Here is a 19,032-nt window from a genome sequence, read left to right on the forward strand (position 1 = left end):
ATGCTGCAGGCCTGCCTCATCGCTCTCGCCACGCTGATCATCGTGCTGTACGGCCAGGTCCGCCTGGAAGCCCGCGCCATCCGCCGCAACCGCACCGGCAAAGCCAGCGGCCGCGCGCTGGTCCTGCAGCCGCACAGGCATTAAGCTCGGCCGGGCGCACCTGCTGCCCGCTTGTTCCGCAAGCCGCCTGAGACAGCCGGGCTGGCAGTCAGGCCCGGTTCAGCTGCCGCCAGCGCCTGCCGCACAGCAGCGGACTGACCGCGCGCCCCGAAAGCTTCCAAAACTCTCCCGCGCCCGCAGCCGCACCGCTTGCGCCGTACCGCTTGGCGCCTGCTCTGCGGAAACTACGGAGGCCGCCGCTACAGCAGCAGGCCCGGGTCGCCGCCCATCTCCAACCCGGGGAACACAGCTGTTTCGAGCCCGCTCCTGCCCGCGCCGGTGAGCCCGTGCAGCAGCCAGGCAAGCGGGCTGCGCACATCCCCGGTCGGCATCAGGTCGCGGCGGTCATAAAGGTCCGCCTCCGCCAGCCCCGGCCAGCGCCCCAGCACCCGGCCGCCGCGGATCGCGCCGCCCGCCAGCAGCATCGCGCCGCCGGTGCCGTGATCGGTGCCGCCGGTGCCGTTCTCGCGCGCGGTGCGGCCGAATTCCGTCACGGCCGCCACCGCAGTCTTGCCCCAGGCTTCCGGCCCCAGGCCGTTTTGCAGGGCCAGGATCGTCTCAGACAGCCGGCCGAGCGCGTTTTTCAGCGCCCCGGCCTGCCGGGAATGGGTATCCCAGCCATTGATGGAGAACGCCGCAATCCTGGTATCGCCGCGCAGCTGCTGTGCCGCATAGGCGGCAACTTCTTGATGCACCTTGCCTTTCGGCGCGGTCATCATCGACATCATCATGTCCTCGCCTTCATCGCCGCTGCTGTCCCCCGCACCCAAAGACAGGTCCTGCCGGGTCAGCTCCAGCGCCCCGTTCAGCGCGGCGTGGAACAGCGGGTCGTCCTCCATCAAGAGGCCTGCCAGCCGTTCCGCCTGCGGGCTCATCGCCAGCCCCGCGCCCGGCGCCCATTGCGCGACCGGCGCCGCGCCTTCCAGCAGCAGCATCCGATCCTGGCCGACGGCAAAGGCGGTGCGCGCCTCCACCCCCGGCACCAGCTGCAGCAGGCGGTTCAGCCAGCCGCCCTCGGCCTGCCCCGGCGCGGCGGTTCCTGCCTCCAGCAGGTCCTGGCCGTCGAAATGGCTGCGCCGGTCGCGGTACGGGGTGGAAACCGCCTGCACAAACCCCAGCTGGCCTGCGCGCCACAGCGGCAGCAGCGGCGCCAGCCCCGGGTGCAGCGCGTAGAATCCGTCCAGGTCGGCCGCGCCAGTGCCGGGGCCGCCTGCCAGGCTCTGCCGCAAGCCGGCATAATCCGGGTCCCCGTAGGGCTGCACCGCATCCAGCGCATCCATGCCGCCGCGCAGGATGATCACCACCAGCCGGGTGTCCCAGGGCGCGGCGGCGAAGGTGACCGGGGTCAGCAGCGGGCTGGCCGCCAGCGAACAGCCCAGAGCGGCAGAGCGGGCCAGAAGAGATCGGCGGGTCAGGTGCATCGGCATAACCTCCAGTTAGCGGCGCTGAAACGCGGGAGAGGACAGGATCAGGCCGATCCCTTCGGACCGGGTTTCCGCCGCGCGCGCGGCAAAGCGGACCCGCTCATTGGCGTATCCGCCCAAAGCGGCCTCGGCAAACTCCCGCGGGTCCGGCAGGGCCTGCAGCAGCTGCCGCGGCGCCGCCAGCGCCCAGCGCAGCCGCGCCGCCAGCGCCTGCGGCGTGATCCAGGCCCGGTCCTCCTCCGCCCAGCCGTCCGGGCCGTTGGGGAACTCCCAGCGCTGCCCCATCGGGGTCAGCGGCGCCAGCAGCAGCCGGTATATCTGCCCCGGCTTCAGGCCTGCAATCCCCGCCTCCGGCACCGCCAGCGCCCGGCAGGCCGAGGCCAGGAAATCAAACGGCGGCTTCACATTGCCCAGCCCGGGCGCCCAGGCCGCCGGATGCTCCAGCAGCGCCTCATACACCGGCAGCAGCGCCCCGCCTGTTTCCAGATAGCGGGCGGCCAGATGGTCCACCAGCGCCCGCTCCGGCGTGTCGGAGGTGAAATGCACCGCCAGCTTCCAGGCGATATGGCGCGCGGTGGCGGGATGGCGGGCCAGATCGCGCAAGGCCGCCAGCACTTGCTCCAGCTCCGGCCTGCCGCCGCCGTAGGTCCGCCCCAGCACCATTTCCGGGCCGGGCTCGGCCATCCCGGGCCGGAACAGAAACCCGTCGCTGCCTTGCACGGACAGCCCGGTGAACAGCTCCGCCAATTGCCGCACATCCGTCTGGCTGTAAGGGCCATCCGCGCCCAGCGTGTGCAATTCCAGCACCTCGCGGGCCAGGTTCTCGTTCAGCCCGCTGATGCGCTTGCGCCGCTGCGCCGCCCGGCTGCCCGGCCCGGCAGAGCGCTCCTGGTCCAGGTAGTGCAGCATCAGCGGGCTGGTGACGGCGGCGATCAGCATGTCCTCGAACCGCCCCGCCACATGCGGCCGGATCACGGTCTCGGCATAGGGGGCCGCCAGAACGCGGTACAAGCCGGTCTTGCCCTGCGCGGAAAGATGATCCGCCCAGAACAGAACCAGCCGTTCGCGCAGGCCGTCAGAGGTGTGGATATGCCGCAGCAGACGCTGCCCGTGCCAGCGGCGGTGCTCCCGGTTGCGCGCCCGGCGGTAGGCCCTGAAGGCGTCATCGGCAGCCTCATAGCCCGCCTGCCCCCGCGCCTTGTAGCGGGCGCGGCGCAAGCGGCGGAATTCCCTGGTGTCTTGAAAGGCGGCATCAAAATCCGGCAGCGGAAAGGCCTGCGCAGCCCGATCCGGCCGCTTCAGGCGCGCCAGCATCTCCTCTGCCGACGCCGGCGGCGGCAGCCGCGGCGACAGCCCTGCGCCAAAGCGGATCTCAGCCAAATCCCCGTCAAACCGCATTGTCCCGTTCTCTCCCCGGATTGCCTGTCCCCTGCAGGTTAGAGCATCGCCGCCCAGGCCCACAGGTGAATTTTCTGTGATACGCAAAACTCCGCGGGTTCCGCCGCCGGCACAGGCATTTTTATGGCGGCAAAGGAAAAGGCCCGGGCGTTTGCCCGGGCCTCTCTCAAATCCTTGCGGCGGTTACTGATCCTGCGGGATCACCCGCAGCCCCAGCTCCATAAGCTGCTCCGCCATCGGCTCGGACGGCGCTGACATCATCAGGTCCTCGGCGCGCTGGTTCATCGGGAACATGATGACCTCGCGGATGTTCGCCTCGTCGGCCAGCAGCATCACCATCCGGTCGATGCCAGCCGCGCAGCCGCCATGCGGCGGGGCGCCGTACTGGAACGCGTTGACCATGCCGCCGAAGCGCTTCTTCACCTCGTCCTCGCCGTAGCCCGCGATCTCGAAGGCCTTGAACATGATTTCCGGCTTGTGGTTCCGGATCGCGCCGGAAACCAGCTCATAACCGTTGCAGGCCAGGTCGTACTGGTAGCCCTTGACCGACAGCGGGTCGGACAGCAGCGCGTCCATGCCGCCCTGCGGCATCGAGAACGGGTTGTGCTCGAAATCGATCTTGCCGGTTTCCTCGTCCTTCTCGTAGATCGGGAAGTCGACGATCCAGGCAAAGGCAAAGCGGTCCTTGTCAATGAGGCCCAGCTCCTCGCCGATGACGGTGCGGGCCTTGCCTGCGACGCCTTCGAACGCCTTCGGCTTGCCGCCCAGGAAGAAGGCCGCGTCGCCGACGCCCAGGCCCAGCTGCTGGCGGATCGCCTCGGTGCGCTCGGGGCCGATGTTCTTGGCCAGCGGGCCTGCGGCCTCAATGCCCTCGCCCTGATCGCGCCAGAAGATATAGCCCATGCCCGGCAGGCCTTCGCCCTGGGCAAACTTATTCATCCGGTCGCAGAACTTGCGCGAGCCGCCTGTGGGGGCCGGAATGGCGCGGATCTCGGTGCCTTCGTTTTCCAGGAGGCTGGCGAAGATCGCAAAACCCGAGCCGCGGAAATGCTCGGAGCAGTCCTGCATCTTGATCGGGTTGCGCAGGTCCGGCTTGTCGGTGCCGTACCATTTCGCCGCATCCTTGTAGGAGATCTGCGGCCATTCATGCGCCGGGTCGACCTTGCGGCCGCCGCCGAACTCCTCGAACACGCCCGCCATCACCGGGGCGATGGTGTCGAACACGTCCTGCTGGGTGACGAAGGACATTTCCATGTCGAGCTGGTAGAAGTCGGCAGGCGAGCGGTCGGCGCGCGGGTCCTCGTCGCGGAAGCAGGGCGCGATCTGGAAATACTTGTCGAAGCCCGACACCATCATCAGCTGCTTGAACTGCTGCGGCGCCTGCGGCAGCGCGTAGAACTTGCCCGGATGCAGGCGCGACGGCACCAGGAAGTCGCGCGCGCCTTCGGGGGAGGACGCGGTGATGATCGGGGTCTGGTATTCGTTGAATCCGATGTCCCACATGCGCTTGCGGATCGACTGGATCATGTTGGCGCGCAGCACCATGTTCTTCTGCATCTTCTCGCGGCGCAGGTCGAGGTAGCGGTAGCGCAGGCGGGTTTCCTCCGGGTATTCCTGCTCGCCGAAGACCATCAGCGGCAGTTCCTCGGATTTGCCGAGCACCTCGATGTCGCGGATGAAGACCTCGATCTCGCCGGTCGGGATCTTGGGGTTCACCAGGCTCTCGTCGCGCGCCAGCACGTTGCCGTCGATGCGGATGCACCATTCGCTGCGGACCTTTTCGATCTCGGCAAAGACCGGGCTGTCCGGGTCGGCCATCACCTGGGTCACGCCGTAATGGTCGCGCAGGTCGATGAACAGCAGGCCGCCGTGGTCGCGGACGCGGTGGACCCAGCCCGACAGGCGGACGGTTTCACCGACATTCGATTTGTTCAGTTCGGCGCAGGTATGGCTGCGGTAAGCGTGCATCGTCATCATCCCTTCGGGCGGCATCAATGGTCGCGGTGATACACCGCGCCAGCGCCCGGAAGTCAAGGGAACTTGGGTGTTTCAGCGCGTCAAAATGGCCGGACCACGGCACCGGAGAAGAAATAGGCCCCCATCCCGGCGGTGAACAGGATGTTTCCGGCCAGCGCATGCAGCAGCACCGCATAGAGGAAGGAGCCGCGCCGCAGGTAGGCATAGGTGAAGATCAGGCTGCCGCCGAAGGTCAGCAGCGACACCACCACGCTCCAGTACATCAGATGCGCCAGCGAGAATACCGCCGCATTGATCAGCGCCGCCTGAAGGCCATCGGGCAGGATGGCATCGTAGCGCCGGAAGAACAGCACCCGGAACAGCAGCTCCTGCGGCAGCGCCGAGGCCACGGGATAGCCCAGCCAGACCGCCGCCAGCAGCAGCGGATTGCCCTGCAGCAGGTCAAAGGCCGCATCCGGCTGCAGCATCTGCACCAGCAGCCAGGCGCCCGCGGCGGACACCGCGGCGAAAAGCGCCGCCTCCCGCCAAGGCCAGTCGCGCCAGCCGTTGCCCAGCTCGCGCCAGCGGAACCCGGGTGTTGCGCAGAGCAGCGCCAGCCCGGCCGCAGTGAAGGCGAACAGCGCCGGAAACATAGACTGCGGCGGGAAGAACAGCGCGATCAGCACCGGCGCGGCAACAAACATCAGTCCGAATTCCAGCCGCAGCCGGGCCGGTGACGGGTCCTGGGACGGGGTGGTTCTGCTCATGCCCTTCAAGCCGCTTTCAAGCCCGGGCGGCGGACGCGGCCTAGATCAGCCGCGCCCGGATCAGCCCGCGCAGGGAATTTCCCATGTGAATAGCCTGCGCATCGTGAAGGTCTTGTAACATCAGCACGTCTTCGCGGCATTGGCCGCTGTCCAGCAGCACCTGCCGCAAGACTCCCGGCAGCAGGCCGGAGCGGAGCGGCGGCGTCACCACCTGCCCGTCTGCGCGGGTGACAAACAGGTTGGTGATCGTGCCTTCGCAAAGCTCGCCGCGCTGATTGAGGAACAGCAGCTCATCCACACCCGCTGGCAGCGCCGCCCGCGCGGTGTCGTAAAGCGCGCGCCGGGTGGTCTTGTGCCGCAGCCAGAGGTCCGCAGCCTCCAGCCGGGTGTCCGCCATGCCGAGCCGCCATTCGGCAGGGCTGCCTCCCAGCGGCGCGGCGGCCAGCTCCAATTGCCCGTCCGCATCCAGCGTCAGGCGGCAGCGCAGCGCCGTTTCGGCGCCGGCTCCAGCCAGCACGCGCCGCGCCTGCTCGGGATCGAAGGGAATGCCGAAGGCCGCTGCGCTGCGCCCCATCCGGGCCAGGTGCTGCTGCAGATGCCGGAACCCCTCGCCCGGATGCCAGCCCAGCGTTTCGATCAGGCGGAAAGCGGGATCGCCCTGGATGGCGTCACGCGGGCGAACCTGGCTTTCCATAGCGCTTCCTCATATTCGGATTCTGCGGTGCTGTCCCAGACCACCCCGCCGCCCACATTGAGCGTGGCGCGGCCTTCCTCCAGCATCAGCGTGCGGATCGCCACGTTGAACTCCGACGACCCGTCCGGCGCCGCCCAGCCGATGGTGCCGCAATAGATGTCGCGCGCCCAGGGCTCCAGCTCCGCCAGGATCTCCATCGCGCGGATCTTGGGCGCGCCCGTGATCGAGCCGCAGGGGAACAGCGCCGCAAATACATCCGCCAGCCCGGCATCGGGCCGCAGTTTCGCCCGCACCAGCGACACCATCTGGTGCACGGTGGCGTAGCTCTCCACCGCAAACAGCTCCGGCACATGCACCGAACCGGTCTGCGCGACGCGGCTGATGTCATTGCGCAGAAGATCGACGATCATCAGGTTCTCGGCGCGGTTCTTCTCGTCCTGGCGCAAAAAGTCGCGGCGGCGGGCGTCCTCGACCGGATCCTCGCTTCGCGGCTGGGTGCCTTTCATCGGGCGGGTCTCGATCATGCCCTCGGCATCGGTGCGGAAGAACAGCTCCGGCGAGCGCGACAGGAGGTCCGGCAGACCGTCCTGTTCGACCAGCACGCCATGGCCCACCGCCTGCCTGGCCTGCAACGCGGCATAAAGCTCCTCAGACGTGCCAAAGGCCTCGGCATCAATCGGGAAGGTCAGGTTTGCCTGATAGATGTCACCCTTGCCGATGTTGCGGTTCACCTGGGTGAAGGCTTCGGCATAGCGCTCATAGCTCCAGCGCGGGCTAATGCCCTCCAGACCCGCTTCGCCCGGTGCCGCTGGCGCATGGCGCTGCACCGGCGCGTCATACACCCCGAAGCAGATCAGCGGCAGCCGCCGCCCGTCGGGCATCCGCCCTGCCAGCTTCGGTTCCAGCGCATACCCCAGTTCATAGGACGCATAGCCCGCCAGCCAGTGCCCGGCGGCCCGCGCCGCATCCAGTGCGGCCAGCGCCGCAGGCACCTCTTCCGCCCCGTCCGCGCGGATCACGCGCAGCGGCTGGTCGAAACATGTGGCGGCCCCCTTGGGGCCCTGATCAAAGCGAATCCGCACCGGATTTGACTCCCTGAGCTCTTGGCCCCCACATATAACTGTTCGCAATGCGAACTAAAGGGGTGGATGCGGCATTTCCAATTCCGTTTCCGATACCCCTTGAACCTTTCGGCGCGGTCCCTATAACGCAGGACAATTTGGGCGCATGACAGCGCCCGTGATTCAAAGCCTGCTCGCGCGAAAAAACCAAAGGAAGCCTGCCATGCCCAAAAGAACGGACATCCAGTCGATCATGATCATCGGAGCCGGTCCGATCGTCATCGGGCAGGCCTGCGAGTTTGACTACTCGGGCGCCCAGGCCTGCAAGGCGCTGCGCGAAGAAGGCTACCGCGTCATCCTGGTGAACTCCAACCCGGCCACCATCATGACCGACCCGGGCCTGGCCGACGCCACCTATATCGAGCCGATCACCCCTGAGGTCGTCGCCAAGATCATCGAGAAAGAGCGCCCCGACGCGCTGCTGCCCACCATGGGCGGCCAGACCGGCCTCAACACCTCGCTGGCGCTGGAAGAAATGGGCGTTCTGGAGAAATTCGGCGTCGAGATGATCGGCGCCAAGCGCGACGCCATCGAGATGGCCGAGGACCGCAAGCTGTTCCGCGAAGCGATGGACCGGCTCGGCATCGAAAACCCCAAGGCCACCATCGTCACCGCGCCCAAGCGCGAGAACGGCACCGCCGACCTGGACGAAGGTGTGCGCATCGCGCTGGAAGCGCTGGATGAAATCGGCCTGCCCGCGATCATCCGCCCCGCCTTCACCCTCGGCGGCACCGGCGGCGGCGTCGCCTACAACCGCGACGACTACATCCACTTCTGCCGCTCCGGCATGGATGCCTCGCCGGTGAACCAGATCCTGGTGGACGAGAGCCTGCTGGGCTGGAAAGAATATGAAATGGAGGTCGTCCGCGACAAAGCGGACAACGCGATCATCGTCTGCTCGATTGAGAACGTCGACCCGATGGGCGTGCACACCGGCGACTCGATCACTGTCGCCCCGGCGCTGACGCTGACCGACAAAGAATACCAGATCATGCGCACCCACTCGATCAACGTGCTGCGCGAGATCGGCGTCGAGACCGGCGGCTCCAACGTGCAGTGGGCGGTGAACCCCGCCGACGGCCGCATGGTGGTGATTGAGATGAACCCGCGGGTGTCGCGCTCCTCGGCGCTGGCCTCCAAGGCGACCGGCTTCCCGATTGCCAAGATCGCGGCCAAGCTGGCGGTGGGCTACACGCTGGACGAGCTGGACAACGACATCACCAAGGTGACCCCGGCGTCGTTCGAGCCGACCATCGACTATGTTGTCACCAAGATCCCGAAATTCGCCTTTGAGAAATTCCCGGGCTCCGAGCCGTACCTGACCACCGCGATGAAATCGGTGGGCGAGGCGATGGCCATCGGCCGCACCATCCATGAGTCGCTGCAAAAGGCGCTGGCCTCGATGGAATCGGGCCTGACCGGCTTTGACGAGGTGATGATCGACGGCGTCGGCGCCGGTGCGTGGGAGCCTGCGGGCGACAAGGCCGCCGTCATCAAGGCGATCGGCAAGCAAACCCCCGACCGGATGCGCACCATCGCCCAGGCGATGCGCCACGGCCTGTCGGACGATGAGATCCACGCCGTCACCAAGTTCGACCCCTGGTTCCTCGCCCGCATCCGCGAAATCGTCGAGGCCGAAGCCGGGATCCGTGAAGGCGGCCTGCCCAAGGACGAAGCAGGCCTGCGCGCGCTCAAGATGCTGGGCTTCACCGACGCCCGCCTGGCCAAGCTGACCGGCCAGAAGGAGGCCGAAGTCCGCGCCGCCCGCCGCGCCCTGGGCGTCAACGCCGTGTTCAAGCGGATCGACACCTGCGCCGCCGAATTCGAGGCGCAAACCCCTTACATGTACTCGACCTACGAGACCCCCGCGTTCGGCGACGCCGAATGCGAGGCGCGCCCGTCGGAGAAGAAGAAAGTCGTCATCCTCGGCGGCGGCCCCAACCGGATCGGCCAGGGCATCGAGTTCGACTACTGCTGCTGCCACGCCTGCTTTGCGCTGACCGACGCGGGCTATGAAACCATCATGATCAACTGCAACCCGGAAACGGTGTCGACCGACTATGACACCTCGGACCGGCTGTATTTCGAACCGCTGACGTTCGAGCACGTGATGGAAATCCTGCGGGTGGAGCAGGACAACGGCACCCTGCACGGCGTCATCGTGCAGTTCGGCGGCCAGACCCCGCTGAAACTGGCCAACGCGCTGGAGGCCGAGGGCATCCCGATCCTGGGCACCTCGCCGGACGCCATCGACCTGGCCGAGGACCGCGAGCGCTTCCAGGCGCTGGTCAACAAGCTGGGCCTCAAGCAGCCGAAGAACGGCATCGCCTCCACCGACGCGCAAGCGCTGGAAATCGCAGGTGAAATCGGCTTCCCGCTGGTGATCCGCCCGTCCTACGTTCTGGGCGGCCGGGCGATGGAAATCGTCCGCGACATGGACCAGCTGAAGCGCTACATCAACGAGGCCGTCGTGGTTTCCGGCGACAGCCCGGTGCTGCTCGACAGCTACCTGGCCGGCGCGGTCGAACTCGACGTGGATGCGCTGTGCGACGGCAAGAACGTGCATGTGACCGGCATCATGCAGCACATCGAGGAGGCCGGCGTGCACTCCGGCGACAGCGCCTGCTCGCTGCCGCCCTACTCGCTCGGCAAGGACGTGATCGAGCAGATCAAGGAGCAGACCAACGCCCTGGCGCGGGCGCTGAACGTGGTCGGCCTGATGAACGTGCAGTTCGCCATCAAGGCCAATGAAAACGGCGAAGAGGAGATCTTCCTGATCGAGGTGAACCCGCGCGCCTCGCGCACCGTGCCGTTTGTCGCCAAGGCGACCGACAGCGCCATCGCCTCCATCGCCGCCCGCGTGATGGCGGGCGAGCCGCTGACCAACTTCCCGATGCGCCCGCCCTACGGGCCGGATGCCGGCTATGACGTCAACACGCCGATTGCCGACCCGATGACCCTGGCCGACCCTGACATGCCCTGGTTCTCGGTCAAGGAAGCGGTGCTGCCGTTTGCCCGCTTCCCGGGCGTCGACACCATCCTCGGCCCGGAAATGCGCTCCACCGGCGAAGTCATGGGTTGGGACCGCTCCTTCGCCCGCGCCTTCCTGAAGGCTCAGATGGGTGCGGGCATGGTGCTGCCGTCCAAGGGCCGCGCCTTCATCTCGATCAAGGATGCCGACAAGGGCCGGCTGATGCTGGAAGCCGCGCAGATCCTGGTGGAACAGGGCTTCACCCTGGTCGCCACCCGCGGCACCCAAAGCTGGCTGGAAGGCCAGGGCGTCGCCTGCGAGCTGGTCAACAAGGTCTATGAGGGCCGCCCGCACGTGGTCGACATGCTGAAGGACGGCGACGTCCAGCTGCTGATGAACACCACCGAGGGCGCCCAGGCCGTCGAGGACAGCAAGGAAATGCGCTCCGTCGCGCTCTACGACAAGATCCCTTACTTCACCACTGCCGCCGGCGCCAACGCCGCCGCACGCGCGATCAAGGCGCAGGCCGAAGGCGACGTCGAGGTGAAATCGCTGCAGGGCTGAGCAAGCCCCGCGCGGCGGACAGGAACAGGAAAGGCCCCGGGATTTCCCGGGGCCTTTTCCTTTGCGCTTGCGGGTCTGCCGTTCGGGCGGGAGTGCGCCCTGCCCTAGCCCGCCTGGCCGATCAGCTTCTGCAGATCATGCCCCAGCGGTGCTGCCAGCGACACGCGTTTGCCGCCCATCTGCGCCTTGGAGGAAATCACCGACACCAGCTTCGGCATGCGGCCCGGCCGGGTCTGCAGCACCGGAGAGCCGGACGCGCCGTATTCGACCCGGCAGGTGGTAATGACCGAGCTTTGGCGCGCTGCAATCACCTGGCAGGCGCTTTGCAGCCGCGGCCGGGTGGCATGGCTGTGCGAATAGGACATCACATCCACCTGCGCGCCCTTTTCCGGCGCTGCGGCCAGCGACAGGGGGCGGACGACATCGCCGCTGATGGCCCGGTCCAGGCGCAGCACGGCAATATCGGTGCCGGTCTGGAACTGGCTGGTCTGGCCGTGGCGGTAGCCGGGGTGGATCACCGCCCTGGCCACCCTGCGGGCCGCCTTGGACTGGCGGCCGTTGAGGCCCGCCTCGAACTTGATGCTGCGCGGGTTCACCTGGCGGCCGTGGCGGATGTCATACATGCAATGGGCCGCGGTCAGCACCAGGTCCGGCGCGATCAGCGTCGCCGTGCACATGGCCCGGCCGCCGATGTTCAGGCGGCCGACCGCCTCCCAGCCGGGAACGGCTTGCCCGGCAGCGCCCTGCCCGCCTGCTGCGGCAGCGCCAGCGCTGCATCCGATGACAAGGGCAGCGGCAATTCCAATCAAACGTCTCATGTCTCACACTCCATGATCCCACATCGCCATGGTCGGTGAGCCCTGCGGCTGGAATGCGGCCCGCTTTGGAGCCGCGCTGGCAGAAAGATGCGCAGATTGTGGCAGGCTTAACAAAAGGTTAACAAGGACGCCTTTTGCCGGAGCGCGCGGGCATAAACGCCTTATTTACTTAACTGGCGCTGTCAATTTTCAGAAAATCCCCCTAAAAACACGGAAAAATCCAATCTGTTTCGTTAGGAGAAAGATCCGCTGTTTTCGCTGCTTTTACGGGATTCCGGGCGCTGCCGGTAACTTCGCAGCCCAATTGCGGCACAAATGAGCCTTAACAAATGCCTAAAGACCGGAATCTCCGCTGCCCAATTGCTTAACCGGACGCCACTCGCTGCGGGAGAATCCCAAAACCCGGGTTCGCCCGGCAATTCACCGCGCCTTGCGCTTGCGCCTCCGGTTAGCCTGCGGCAAGGATGGGAAATCCCTTTGAACGGAGAGCCTGAATGCGCCTCACGCTGTATCTGACTGCCCTGCTGGCCCTGGCCGCCTGCGATGTGCCGCTGATCCCGCTGATCTGACACAAAAGCCCCGGCACTGCCGGGGCTTTCCTCAACCGGGTCCGGGGCCCCCGCCCCGGCCTATTTCTGCGAGACCCGCTTGTGCACGTCCGCGGCGCTTTACACCCGTTCGGAATAGCGGTCCGTCAGATAGTCCTTGCGGCCGCGCACCAGCCAGGTGAATTTCACCAGTTCTTCCATCACATCCACCAGGCGGCGGTAGAACGGGCCGTCGGGCAGGCGGTCGCCTTCCTGGAATTCCAGCCACGCCTTGGGGATCGAGCTTTGGTTCGGGATCGTCACCATGCGCATCCAGCGGCCCAGGATGCGCATCTGGTTCACCGCGTTGAAGCTTTGCGAGCCGCCCGACACCTGCATCACCGCCAGGGTCTTGCCTTGCGTGGTGCGGATGCCGCCCTGCAGCGACAGCGGCAGCCAGTCGATCTGCAGCTTCATGATGCCTGTCATTGCGCCATGGCGCTCCGGGCTGGACCAGACCATGCCCTCGGACCACACCGCCAGCTCGCGCAGCTCCGCCACCTTGGGATGCTCCGCCGCGCCGGCATCGTCGGGCAGCGGCAGGCCCGAAGGGTTGAAGATCCGCGTCTCGCAGCCGAGGGCCCGAAGCACCCGCGCCGCCTCCTCCGCCGCCTTGCGGGAATAGCTGACCTCCCGCAACGAGCCGTACAGCAGCAGAATCCGGGGCGGGTGGCGGGGATCGCCCGGTGCGGCCAGCAGATCGACGTCAACCGGATGCAGCAGCCCCTCCGCAATTCCGGGCAGGCCGCTCAGGTCAAGGCTGTCAGGCACTCTCTTCTTCCAGGTGCAGTTTCATGTCGAGCAGCACCTGCTGCAGCAGCACCGTCTCCCGCAGGAGGCGCTTTGCTTCATTGACGGTGATGATGCCGTCTTCCATTGCCGCCTGGTATTCGCACATCAGCTGGGCAAAGCGCTGGCTCAGCGCGATCACATCGGCATTGACCCCGCCGCTGCGGCCGGTTTCCTCGGCGGTGCCGTTGCCGTTGTAGGACAGCGTGATGTTCTTCAGATCCGCCAGCGCCGAGGTCACGTGCGGATAGGATGACGCGCTTTCCAGCTTGGCCACCGCATCCACCGGCATGAACCGGTCGGCGTGCTCGTCATTATCCGAATAATAGCGCCCCAGCGTTGCTTTCGACTTGCCGGTGATCTGGCAGGCGGCCTCAATACCGACATCCTTCACCAGCGCTTCGGTGTGCTTCTTCAGATACGTCCCGATTTCAGCCATATACGTCCTACCTGGCTCGCCCGCCGCCCCTTGGGGGAACGAACTGATTGTTTTCCCATTTCTGAGTTGTAGAGGAATTGCGATACCTTATCCATCCCTCAGGTTTTCAGGGATTTAGCTAGTGACATGGTGCAATTGGCACTTGTTGTCCAGTGCAAAGCAGGGCGGAGTGAGTGACGGCCTGCTCTCAGGGTAATTGGTCTGCCCGGAACTTGCGCTCTCCGGGGCATTTGGCGATGGCCGCTTTTCAGGGTTTTGTTCCGCCCTGGCCGCGTCAGCCCCGGCGGGCCTTCCCGCGCCGCTCGGCACGCCCGCAGCCGCCAAGAAACCGGTTTCCCCCGGGGGCTTCTGCGGGTAAACCCGCCGCCATGGCCAAGCTCTACTTCAACTACTCGACCATGAACGCGGGCAAGTCGACGGTGCTGCTGCAAGCTTCGCACAACTACCGCGAAAACCGCATGGAAACCTACCTGCTGACCGCGCGGCTGGACGACCGGGCCGGCACCGGCAGGATCGCCTCCCGCATCGGCATCGGCGAGGACGCGGAGATGTTCTCCGCCGGCGACGACCTTTTCGCCCGCATCGAACAGCGCCTGGCGCGCGGCCCGCTGGCGGCGATTTTCGTGGATGAGGCCCAGTTCCTGGAACCCGGTCAGGTCTGGCAGCTGGCCCGCGTCGTCGACGATTTGCGGGTGCCGGTGCTGGCCTACGGGCTGCGGGTGGATTTCCAGGGCAACCTGTTCCCCGGCTCCGCCACCCTGCTGGCCCTGGCCGACGAGATGCGCGAGGTCCGCACCATCTGCCATTGCGGCAAGAAGGCCACGATGGTGGTGCGCCAGGACGACCAGGGCCGGGTCATGACCGAGGGCGAGCAGGTGCAGATCGGCGGCAATGAAACCTATGTCTCGCTCTGCCGCCGCCACTGGCGCGAAGCGGCGGGCGATCTGCGCAGCGGCAAAGCCGCGGAGTAAGCCGTCCGGCCGAACCATGCTATACTGCCTCGAGCGTTTCAAAGGAGGCCGTCATGACTGTTCGCGACCCGCTGGCCGGAAAGCTGCGCTTTCACATGGCCAGCCTGGCAGGCGCCTGCATCGCAGGCGCCCTCATCATCGCCGCATTCACTCTTGGTTTCTACTCCTGGCAGTCGATCGCCGTCTGCGCGGTCATCGCCGCCCTGGCCGCCTGGCCGGCAGGCGCCTTTCTGACCCGCAGGATCAAGCGCGACGACCCCGCGTGGGATGACCGCAACGACAAGCCCAAGGATGTCTGAGCCCCGCCGGGCTCAGATCTTCACGCGGTCTCAGACCCGGTTGGGCAAGGCTTCCCCGGCCAGATAGGCCGCGACATTGTCCAGCGCCATATGGCCCATGTTGCTGCGCACCTCCTCGGTGGCGGTGCCCAGATGCGGCAGCAGGGTGGCATTGTCCAGATCGATCAGCGCCTGCGGCACCTTCGGCTCGAACTCATAGACATCCAGGCCCGCCCCGCCGATGCGGCCCTGCTGCAGCGCCTCGATCAGCGCCGCCTCTTCCACCACTTCGCCGCGGGCGATGTTGATCAGATGGGCGTGCGGCTGCATCGCGCCCAGCACTTCGGCGTTGATCAGGTGATAGGTCTCGGCGCCGCCGGGCACCGCCACCACCAGGAAATCCACCTGCCCGGCCATCGCGATCAGGCTTTCGGCCCGGTCCGCCGGAAAGTCCAGATCCTTATCCGAGCGCGCCACGTAGGACACATCCATGCCGAAGCCGAAATGGCAGCGCCGCGCAATCGCCTGGCCGATACGGCCCATGCCGGCGATGCCGACGCGCTTGCCGGTGGCATGCAGACCCAGCATCTGGGTCGGGTGCCAGCCTTGCCAGTCGCCCTTGCGCAGCATCCGCTCGCCCTCGGACGCGCGGCGCGCCGACATCAGGATCAGCGTCATCGCGATATCGGCGGTGGCATCGGTCACCGCGCCCGGCGTGTTGGTCACCTCGACGCCCGCCGCCCGCGCGGCCTCCACGTCGATGTGGTTGTAGCCGACCCCGAAGTTGGCCAGCAGCTTGCAGCGGGGCGTGCCCGCCTTGGCAAAGATCTCCGCCGAAAACTTGTCGCCCAGCGTCGGCACGACGATGTCGAACTCGGACAAAGCCCGAAGCATCTCCGCCTCGCTCATCACCGCGTTGGTCTCACGGATTTCCAGATCGGCAAAGGCCTCCCGCGCCCGTGCCGTAACCGCTGCCGTCATCGGCCGCGCAATCCAGATCTTCATCTCAGTGCATCCTCCCGCCCAGCGGGACCTTTCCATCAGGCCCGGCCAGGAATATCTCTCCGTTTTCATCCGGCAGGCCCAGCACCAGGATCTCTGACATGAACTTGCCGATCTGCCGCGGCGGGAAGTTTACGACGGCCAGAACCTGCTTGCCCACCAGCGTTTCCGGCATGTAATGCGCCGTAATCTGCGCTGAGCTCTTTTTTACGCCGATTTCTTCCCCGAAATCGACCCACAGCTTGATTGCCGGCCTGCGCGCCTCAGGAAACGGCTCCGCGCGGACCACTTCGCCCACGCGGATGTCGACCTTCATGAAATCGTCAAAGCTGATCTCAGCCACGCGACAGCTCCTTGGAGCGGTTGGTGGCCGCTGCCACCGCGCGGTTCAAAAGCGCCGGGAAGCCGTTGCCCTCGTCCATCAGCACCTCCAAAGCGGCCTGGGTGGTGCCGTTGGGGCTGGTCACATTGATGCGCAGCTGGCCGGGGCTTTCCTCAGCCGCCTCCGCCAGCGCGCCTGCGCCGCCCACCGTCGCCTTGGCCAGCTTCATCGCCAGCTCCGCCGGCAGCCCCTGCGCCTCGCCCGCGGCCGCCAGCGTCTCGATCAGGTGGAACACATAGGCCGGGCCGGAGCCGCTGACGCCGGTGACGGCATCCATCTGGCCCTCGTTGTCAAGCCGCACGGTCTGGCCGACGGCCTGCAGCAGCGCCTCGGTGCGCTCCAGGTCGGCATCGCCGGCACGGGCATTGCCGATCAGCGCGGTGATGCCCCGCCCCACGGCGGCCGGCGTGTTCGGCATCGCCCGCACGATCGGGGTCTCTGCCCCCAGGATGTCCTCATAGGTCGCGATCAAGGTGCCCGCCGCCACCGAAATGAACAGCGTCTGCCCGTTGCCGTAGCTTTGCAGCGTCGGCAGCGACTCGCCCATCATCTGCGGCTTCACCGCGATCAGCACGATGCCCGGCGCGGCCGGCAGCTCGGCGTTCACGTTGACGCCGGTGTTCTTCAGCCAGTCCGACGGGCGCGGATCGATCACCCAGACCGACGTTGCGGGCAGACCGCGCTCTAGCCATCCGGCCAGCATCGCCGATCCCATCTTGCCGCAGCCCAGAAGCACCAGCCCGCGCGCGGCAATATCCGCCATCTCCATGAAACCCCTCCCCTTGGTTTGTCAGGTTCGGGGCAAGGTTTACGCCCGCCCGTAGGCCTCTGCAATGGCAACCTGCATCGCCTGCTCGGGACTGCGCTGCCCCCAGACCGCCAGCTGGATCGCCGGGTAGTAGCGCTCGGCATTGGCCACCGCCGCGTTCAGCATCGCGTCGATCTGCTGCGGGCTGGCCATCTGGCCGCCGGACAGCATCAGCCCGTAGCGGAACAGCATCAGCTTGTGGTCGGCCCAATAAGTGAAGGAGCCCTCCCAGCACTGGTCATTCATGCAGTTGATCAGTTCATAAAGCCGCGGCAGCTCCGCCTCCGGCGGCTCCATCTCGAAGCTGCAGACCAGCCGCAGGCATTCCTCATAGCCCGACCAGGCCAGCGTCAGCGAATAGGTGCGCCACTGCCCCTCCACCGACATCGCGATCTGGTCGTCCCCGACCCTGTCGAAGTCCCAATCGTGGTGCGACGCCAGGGTCTCAACGATGTCGATCGGATGGACGTCTTCTTCCAGGTGAAGCTCGGATAGTGCCATGATGCCACCTCTCTTTTTGCCTAGCGCACCAGGGCACAAAGGCGCCCTATAGCTAGGTTTTCATGCTAGGGGCCGGGGAGGCATCCCCGCTCCCATACTAGATATGGTGGAGCTGAAAAGGTTATCTGGCAACCCTTTATTTTGGGGATATCTGCAATAACTTGTGGACGAACTATCCACAGCCCCCTAAATGCCGGCTTCGCGACTATGGCCGGCGGCGGCTGCGGCGTAAACCCGTGCGGGGCCGTTTTCCCGGATTTCGCGGATCCTCCGCAGCCCGCAAAAGCAGCCGCCCCCTGCCGGCGGGGCGGCAGGGGGCGGCGCAATCACATCAGCACTGGCGGAGCGGCGCTCCGTCCCTTGTCAGCGGAAGGCCGGCCCGTGCGCCCAGACCGTCAGCGACTTGCGCTCGCCGCGGGTGACCGGGGTCACCTGATGCAGCAGGAAGCTGGGGAACACCGTGGCGCTGCCCTGCAGCCGGCTGGCCGACACCACATGGGCGCCCGGCATGATCTCCAGGTCGCCGCCGTCATATGAGCCCGGCTTGCTCAGCTGCACGATCAGGCTCAGCTTGCGCTTGCCCGCCACCGGCCCGTCGCCGATGTCCGAGTGCCAGGCGAAATGGCCGCTGTCCTTGGCCTTGTAGCTGGCCGCCTGCGGGCTTTCGGCAAACTCGCGCAGGTCAAATCCGAAGCGCTCCTTGTTGGCCCGGCGCACCAATGAGATCAGCCGGTCCATCACCCAGCCGGTGCCGGGCACATCGTCCAGCCACACCACGCTGGCCCGGCGCAGGTTGTGATCGCGGGTCTGACCCACCAGCAGCGCCTCGCTGTCCGGCTCCACTTCCGCCTTGCGTATGATCTCCGCGCATTCCTGCGCGCTGAACGCCCCGGGCACCGAATAGACAGATACCATGCCACCATCCTTCTGTTGCAGCAGCGGCAGCATGTACCGGAAGCCGCAGCCCGCGCTGCGCGGTTTTCGACCATGCGGGCGGAAAGCGACCTGTTTTTATCCACAGCCCCGCAGGCCAGCCATGCACCCAGCGCAGACCGCCCGCCAGGCAGATGCCGCAAAAAAGCCCGCCGCAGGCCCTCCTGCGGCAGGCTGCATCCGCACCGGACCGGCGCGTTTACTTTTTGGCCGCCTCCAGCGCGTCCAGACGGGCCTTCAGCGCCTCGTTCTCCTCGCGCGCCTTCTGCGCCATCGCGCGCACCGCGTCGAATTCCTCGCGGGTGACGAAATCGCGGTCAGCCAGCCAGCGGTCGATCATGCTTTTCATCGCGGTCTCGGCCTCGTCCCGCGCGCCCTGGGCCACGCCCATCGCGTTGGTCATCAGCTGCGAAATATCGTCCAGGATCTTGTTGCGGGTCTGCATCGTCTTCTCCGTGTCAGGCTTGGCC

General features: G+C 66.5%; 19 protein-coding genes. 4 read left to right on the forward strand and 15 right to left on the reverse strand.

Annotated elements, in window-relative coordinates; genetic code table 11:
- The gene (locus KUV26_RS06300) at positions 1–144 is read left to right on the forward strand and encodes a hypothetical protein (RefSeq protein ID WP_222507728.1); all 144 of its coding nucleotides are present in this window, start codon (positions 1–3) and stop codon (positions 142–144) included.
- A gap of 215 nt (positions 145–359) precedes the next feature.
- Here KUV26_RS06300 and KUV26_RS06305 read toward each other — a convergent pair whose 3' ends face one another.
- The 6 genes from KUV26_RS06305 to KUV26_RS06330 all read right to left on the reverse strand — a co-directional run bounded on the left by KUV26_RS06305 (position 360) and on the right by KUV26_RS06330 (position 7,480).
- Positions 360–1,580, reverse strand: coding sequence for a DUF1501 domain-containing protein (locus KUV26_RS06305; RefSeq protein ID WP_222507729.1), 1,221 nt, complete (start codon positions 1,578–1,580; stop codon positions 360–362).
- A 15-nt stretch (positions 1,581–1,595) separates the two neighbouring features.
- Positions 1,596–2,981, reverse strand: a complete 1,386-nt coding sequence (locus tag KUV26_RS06310) for a DUF1800 family protein (RefSeq protein ID WP_222507730.1) — start codon at positions 2,979–2,981, stop codon at positions 1,596–1,598.
- A gap of 183 nt (positions 2,982–3,164) precedes the next feature.
- Positions 3,165–4,949, reverse strand: coding sequence for an aspartate--tRNA ligase (aspS, locus tag KUV26_RS06315; RefSeq protein WP_222507999.1), 1,785 nt, complete (start codon positions 4,947–4,949; stop codon positions 3,165–3,167).
- An 89-nt stretch (positions 4,950–5,038) separates the two neighbouring features.
- A complete protein-coding gene (locus KUV26_RS06320; protein ID WP_222507731.1) occupies positions 5,039–5,704 on the reverse strand; it encodes a CPBP family intramembrane glutamic endopeptidase in 666 nt (221 codons plus the stop codon).
- 40 nt (positions 5,705–5,744) lie between these two features.
- Complete coding sequence (locus KUV26_RS06325; RefSeq protein ID WP_222507732.1) at positions 5,745–6,398, reverse strand: aminotransferase class IV family protein; 654 nt, start codon at positions 6,396–6,398, stop codon at positions 5,745–5,747.
- Positions 6,341–7,480: an aminodeoxychorismate synthase component I gene (locus tag KUV26_RS06330; RefSeq protein WP_222507733.1), complete on the reverse strand. Its 1,140-nt coding sequence runs from the start codon at positions 7,478–7,480 to the stop codon at positions 6,341–6,343. Before KUV26_RS06330 ends, KUV26_RS06325 begins: the two co-directional genes overlap by 58 nt.
- A gap of 202 nt (positions 7,481–7,682) precedes the next feature.
- Here KUV26_RS06330 and carB point away from each other — a divergent pair, with 202 nt between their 5' ends.
- Complete coding sequence (gene carB, locus KUV26_RS06335; protein WP_222507734.1) at positions 7,683–11,054, forward strand: carbamoyl-phosphate synthase large subunit; 3,372 nt, start codon at positions 7,683–7,685, stop codon at positions 11,052–11,054.
- 104 nt (positions 11,055–11,158) lie between these two features.
- On the opposite strand, the gene KUV26_RS06340 is transcribed toward carB, so the two are convergent.
- The 3 genes from KUV26_RS06340 to KUV26_RS06350 form a co-directional block, all read right to left on the reverse strand.
- Positions 11,159–11,872: a trypsin-like serine peptidase gene (locus KUV26_RS06340; protein WP_222507735.1), complete on the reverse strand. Its 714-nt coding sequence runs from the start codon at positions 11,870–11,872 to the stop codon at positions 11,159–11,161.
- A gap of 668 nt (positions 11,873–12,540) precedes the next feature.
- Positions 12,541–13,230 (reverse strand): arsenical resistance protein ArsH, encoded by a 690-nt coding sequence (gene arsH / locus KUV26_RS06345; protein ID WP_222507736.1) that lies wholly within the window; start codon positions 13,228–13,230, stop codon positions 12,541–12,543.
- Positions 13,223–13,687, reverse strand: coding sequence for a hypothetical protein (locus KUV26_RS06350; protein WP_222504586.1), 465 nt, complete (start codon positions 13,685–13,687; stop codon positions 13,223–13,225). Before KUV26_RS06350 ends, arsH begins: the two co-directional genes overlap by 8 nt.
- A gap of 368 nt (positions 13,688–14,055) precedes the next feature.
- Between KUV26_RS06350 and KUV26_RS06355 the strand changes: the two genes are divergently transcribed.
- Positions 14,056–14,658, forward strand: coding sequence for a thymidine kinase (locus KUV26_RS06355; RefSeq protein ID WP_222504587.1), 603 nt, complete (start codon positions 14,056–14,058; stop codon positions 14,656–14,658).
- Positions 14,659–14,711: 53 nt separating this feature from the next.
- Positions 14,712–14,957 (forward strand): hypothetical protein, encoded by a 246-nt coding sequence (locus tag KUV26_RS06360; RefSeq protein WP_261399757.1) that lies wholly within the window; start codon positions 14,712–14,714, stop codon positions 14,955–14,957.
- Between the two features lie 30 nt (positions 14,958–14,987).
- On the opposite strand, the gene KUV26_RS06365 is transcribed toward KUV26_RS06360, so the two are convergent.
- The 6 genes from KUV26_RS06365 to KUV26_RS06390 all read right to left on the reverse strand — a co-directional run bounded on the left by KUV26_RS06365 (position 14,988) and on the right by KUV26_RS06390 (position 19,007).
- The gene (locus tag KUV26_RS06365; RefSeq protein ID WP_222507737.1) at positions 14,988–15,941 is read right to left on the reverse strand and encodes a 2-hydroxyacid dehydrogenase; all 954 of its coding nucleotides are present in this window, start codon (positions 15,939–15,941) and stop codon (positions 14,988–14,990) included.
- Position 15,942: 1 nt separating this feature from the next.
- On the reverse strand, positions 15,943–16,281 hold the full coding sequence (locus tag KUV26_RS06370) for a tRNA-binding protein (protein ID WP_222504589.1): 339 nt from the start codon (positions 16,279–16,281) through the stop codon (positions 15,943–15,945).
- Positions 16,274–17,089 (reverse strand): pyrroline-5-carboxylate reductase, encoded by an 816-nt coding sequence (gene proC / locus KUV26_RS06375; protein WP_222507738.1) that lies wholly within the window; start codon positions 17,087–17,089, stop codon positions 16,274–16,276. Before proC ends, KUV26_RS06370 begins: the two co-directional genes overlap by 8 nt.
- A 39-nt stretch (positions 17,090–17,128) precedes the next feature.
- The gene (locus KUV26_RS06380) at positions 17,129–17,629 is read right to left on the reverse strand and encodes a YbjN domain-containing protein (protein ID WP_222504591.1); all 501 of its coding nucleotides are present in this window, start codon (positions 17,627–17,629) and stop codon (positions 17,129–17,131) included.
- Positions 17,630–17,992: 363 nt separating this feature from the next.
- Complete coding sequence (locus KUV26_RS06385) at positions 17,993–18,544, reverse strand: 2OG-Fe(II) oxygenase (RefSeq protein WP_222504592.1); 552 nt, start codon at positions 18,542–18,544, stop codon at positions 17,993–17,995.
- A gap of 217 nt (positions 18,545–18,761) precedes the next feature.
- Positions 18,762–19,007, reverse strand: a complete 246-nt coding sequence (locus tag KUV26_RS06390; protein ID WP_222504593.1) for an accessory factor UbiK family protein — start codon at positions 19,005–19,007, stop codon at positions 18,762–18,764.
- Positions 19,008–19,032 lie beyond the last annotated feature (25 nt).

Source organism: Leisingera daeponensis (genome assembly GCF_019801465.1).
GTDB lineage: Bacteria > Pseudomonadota > Alphaproteobacteria > Rhodobacterales > Rhodobacteraceae > Leisingera > Leisingera daeponensis_A.